This window comes from uncultured Lutibacter sp., from assembly GCF_937891065.1.
Classification (GTDB): Bacteria; Bacteroidota; Bacteroidia; order Flavobacteriales; family Flavobacteriaceae; genus Lutibacter.
This window is the reverse complement of sequence record NZ_CALAEQ010000243.1, coordinates 1-4,060: the sequence shown is the minus strand read 5'-3', so window position 1 is coordinate 4,060 and position 4,060 is coordinate 1. Positions and strand designations below refer to the sequence as shown.

3 protein-coding genes are annotated in these 4,060 nt (G+C 32.0%); all 3 read right to left on the bottom strand.

Annotated features, from left to right (window positions below; genetic code table 11):
* Positions 1 to 162 precede the first annotated feature (162 nt).
* From Q0352_RS13200 to Q0352_RS13190, 3 genes are read right to left on the bottom strand one after another with little or no spacing between them, the layout of a single operon-like run.
* A complete protein-coding gene (locus Q0352_RS13200) occupies positions 163 to 915 on the bottom strand; it encodes an SdiA-regulated domain-containing protein (protein WP_299528203.1) in 753 nt (250 codons plus the stop codon).
* Between the two features lie 48 nt (positions 916 to 963).
* Positions 964 to 2,577 (bottom strand): lamin tail domain-containing protein, encoded by a 1,614-nt coding sequence (locus tag Q0352_RS13195; RefSeq protein ID WP_299528201.1) that lies wholly within the window; start codon positions 2,575 to 2,577, stop codon positions 964 to 966.
* A 24-nt stretch (positions 2,578 to 2,601) separates the two neighbouring features.
* A complete protein-coding gene (locus Q0352_RS13190) occupies positions 2,602 to 3,957 on the bottom strand; it encodes a porin (RefSeq protein WP_299528199.1) in 1,356 nt (451 codons plus the stop codon).
* Positions 3,958 to 4,060 lie beyond the last annotated feature (103 nt).

The following is a 4,060-nucleotide window of genomic DNA, read 5'->3' as shown; positions in this document are numbered from 1 at the left end:
CCCAAACTTTTTCAGGAATTGGAACCGATAATCTTGCCATTCTTTTAGCTGATTCATCGAAATTTTGACCGAATGTTCTAAACTCAAATCTTGGTTTAGATATTTCGCCTACTTTCATTTCTAGTTTAGGCATAATTATTTTTTTTTAGTTTTGTTGGGTTATTATTCCGTTGGTTTGTTAAATTTATAAAGTGTTGAATTTGAATCACTCACTATATAAATAATGTTATTTGTTACTACAATTCCTTCACCTTTAATAACATTAGTTGCATAGCTTTTAATTAACGCTCCTTTTAAACTGCATTTATTTATAGTTTTACTTTCATCACTCAAAATCCATAAAATATTTAAGTCTTTATCGTGAAATATTCCTGAATAATCTGATGCAAAATCTAAATCATAAGATTCGATAATTGAAAAATCACTTCTTAAACGCATTAATAATCCTGGATTTTTTTCATTAAGAATAAAAATAGTATTGTCATTTAAGTTAATAGCTATTCCTTCAAGACCACTATTTGAATCATTATTACTATAAATTACTTTATGCTTATTGTAAGTTTTTGAGCTTAAATCATATTCCACAATTTCTTTGGTTCTTTCCTCAACCAATAACACTTTATTATTGGATACCATAGAAATTCCTTCAACATCATTACCATTATAAGCATATTCTTTTATAACAGTCCCATCAGTTGATAATTCATATATATTGCCCGTATTATCACTTACAGTATATAAAGAGGAACCTAAAGCATTAATTGTTAAGCCAGAAGCTTCTGATACATTTATTTTTTCACTTGAAATTAACTCGAGATCGTTGTTAGTTTTAACTACAGGTTCACTCTTACTACAAGCTATAAAAAAGCCAAAAAATAGTATGGTAAAACTTAATATTTTACTTAAATGCATCATTTTTAAAGTACCAACTTGTGAAAAATCACAAGCTGGTTTTATTAATTATTATTGAACTGTGTAAACATTCCAAAGTGATGGATCTGCTTTAAAGGCATCTGATTCATCAGTAGTTCCGCCTCCTGGAGTGTCATCTATAGACATTGCACCTGTATTTGAATAATAATATTCAGCTGTTGCTGTAGCAATACGCACATAGAAAGAAACTTTTGCTCCAGTTTCACTTAATGACAATCCATCACCATCAGTAACGACGTCTTTTAAATTTATAGTTACACTTGTTTGTGTAAATGTAGCGTCATCTTCACCTGAAACTTTATTTGCTTTTACATAAACTGGCGCATCACCAACTGCAAAATAAATTCTAGCTTCCACTATTTCTTCAGAACTTGTATAAGCTACAACTACATTAATATCTGATCCCGGTATAGGATTTGTAGGGAATGTTATACTAGATACAGGTCCTTCTGTTGAAGTAATTGTAGTTTCGACAACAGCATCATAAGTAATAGCTTCAACTGTGTAACTTGGCCAAGTTGTTCCTAAATCGTGATTAAAGTCACTTATTACATTCTCTTCTGCATCTAATTCTTCTAAAGGAAAATACGTTTTTGTTCCATCTATATATTCTACTCTAATATAATAACGAACTACACCTTCAGCATTTAGAGCAGGAATTACTCCTAAAAAAGTGTCTCCGTCTTTATCTAATACAACTTTTTCTTTTTCATCATTCACATCATCTTGCATTTGCCCAGGTAGTAAATAATACAATCTAATTTCATCAACTTGATCAGGGTATAATGCAGTAACTGTAAACGTAACATCACCTCTATTTCCATCCATTTCTCCAGCTATTTCCAAATCTTGAACGCCACCAACAACTGTATATTCAGCAGGTTGATTGCTTCCATTTTCTGGATAATACGATTTTAAACCTGTATTATCTGTTGCAACAACATAGTATTTTACTGTTTCTCCAACTTTTGCTTTTGATACCGATGTTTTGTATTCACCATCAACTAATGCCATATCTAAAGATTGCACACTTTCGCCAGCCATAAAAATTAATTTTACTGAAGAAATTCCATCAGCATCTGAAGCTGTAACTCCATAAACATCTATAAATTCAGTTAATGGTTCAGCAGATAAAATTGGTGCTGTATTTGTCGCAGAACCATTAGAAGAAGCTGGAGTTGGAGAACTAACCTTCCACTCTCCTGCACCATCAATTTCTCTTGCCCAAGTAAGCCCAACATCGCTACTCATATCTGGAGTAACTGTATGGTCTATAACTGTTCCATCAGGTTCTGATAAACTAACATCTTCCCCACCAGAACTAATTGATTCACCAGATTCATTTGCATCAACAAGATAAAATCCACCCGCTGAAATAATTGTACCAGCAGGAATTTCATATCCACCTGCGGCAGTTGGTTTATCATTCACAAAATATCCTGAGATATCCATATCTTGAGTCCCGCTATTATAAACTTCTATCCAATCTGGGTTATCACCAACATCTTTGGACATTATTTCATTTAATTTTAGCACACTGCCTTCTACAACAGGCCCTTCTTTTGTCATTACCTCATCATCTACACAACTATAAGCAGCAGATAACATAATTATAGTTAGAAATATATATTTTAAATTTTTCATTGTTTTATTTTTTAGATATAATTATTAAAAATTAACTTCAAGTCTTACTGAAAACTGACCATAATCATCTCCTGCTTCACCTTCTGCTTCTGTTACTAATGACCAATCTTTTGTTAAGTTTCCTGCACTATCGTGACCAACATATAATTTACCTTTTCCATTTGCAAAGCGGTCATGGTTGTGGTACGTATAATTCGCTACAAATTTTATATTTGGATTTACATAGTAATTTAAACCTGCAGTATATCCTTCTGCTGAACCACCATAAATACTAGCGTCAAAGTCATTTAAATTAACATAGTCGTATCTTAATGCAAATTCAATATCTCCTTTATCTGATCCCGGAGTAATTCTAGTAAATTCACCCTCAGCTGTGTTGTAGTTATGATGACCACCTTTTAATAAAATCGCTGCTTGTGCATAATATGCTTTAAAAGAAGCATCTATACCTTCAATCATATTAACATTGTGCTCTTTATATTCCCCTTGAAACATAACGCCTTTATATTTCCCAGCCAATTCAAAAGTATATCCAAATACATTATCAACACCTGAAATATCATCTGTATCTATGAATTTTTTTCTATTTACTGCTGAATGAGATCTTGTACTAAGTCTATATGCACCACCTTCCCAATGTGTTTTAGGAGTTCTATGTGTAGCCGCCATACCAACGTGTAATAAATTTTCATTATCATTTATTGGAGCCCAAACAATTCTACCTGTTAATGAATACCCTTCATCAACTCCATCATCTTTATTCGCATCTTTAGTAAAGGTAACTTCCTCTGCATCACCTACTGTGTTGAAATGAACACCACCTACAAATAAAAATTTATCCGCGAAAATATTAGTTTGAAAACCTAAATGACGTGATGGGTCTAAAACTGAAGCAAATGAACGCTCCATAAATAATAAATATCTTGAAGTTGTGGTTGTTTCCATCCCATAACCTTCTTTAAAGTGACCTGCTTTTAAGTTCCATTTTTTTGAATCTGCGGTATATTTAAGATACGCATCCTTAATTTCAGTTCCTGAACTTTCAAAATCTAAATCAATTTCTCCATACCAATTTTGCCAAAATTCAGCTTTCATTGCAAAACGCATTCTACGAATTGTGATTCCATTACCCAATTCGTTAAGAGCATCTGACTTAAACATATAACCATCTAGTTGAACTCTGTTGTCCATCCACATTTTATAGTTACCATCTTCTGAAAACCACTTGATAAAACCATCTTGTGCTTCAGTTTTTAAAGGAATCGCTTGTACTTCTTGTCCGTATTGGTTAATACGAATGTTGTCCTTTTTCTCTTGGGCATTTAACCCTATTCCGAATAGAATTAATGCAACTGCTAGTGTACTTAATTTATTTCTCATTTTACATTTATTTATATACTTGTTTTTAATACTTAAATATTTATAGTTTTCTTATTATTTTAGAGAGTTTTTCTGATTTTTTTATATTCATTTTTTTGCGTAA

Excerpts from the sequence above, each read along its gene's own strand:
- Q0352_RS13195 (WP_299528201.1), bottom strand. The coding sequence starts at position 2,577 with ATGAAAAATTTAAAATATATATTTCTAACTATAATTATGTTATCTGCT.
- Q0352_RS13200 (WP_299528203.1), bottom strand. The coding sequence starts at position 915 with ATGATGCATTTAAGTAAAATATTAAGTTTTACCATACTATTTTTTGGC.
- Q0352_RS13190 (WP_299528199.1), bottom strand. The coding sequence starts at position 3,957 with ATGAGAAATAAATTAAGTACACTAGCAGTTGCATTAATTCTATTCGGA.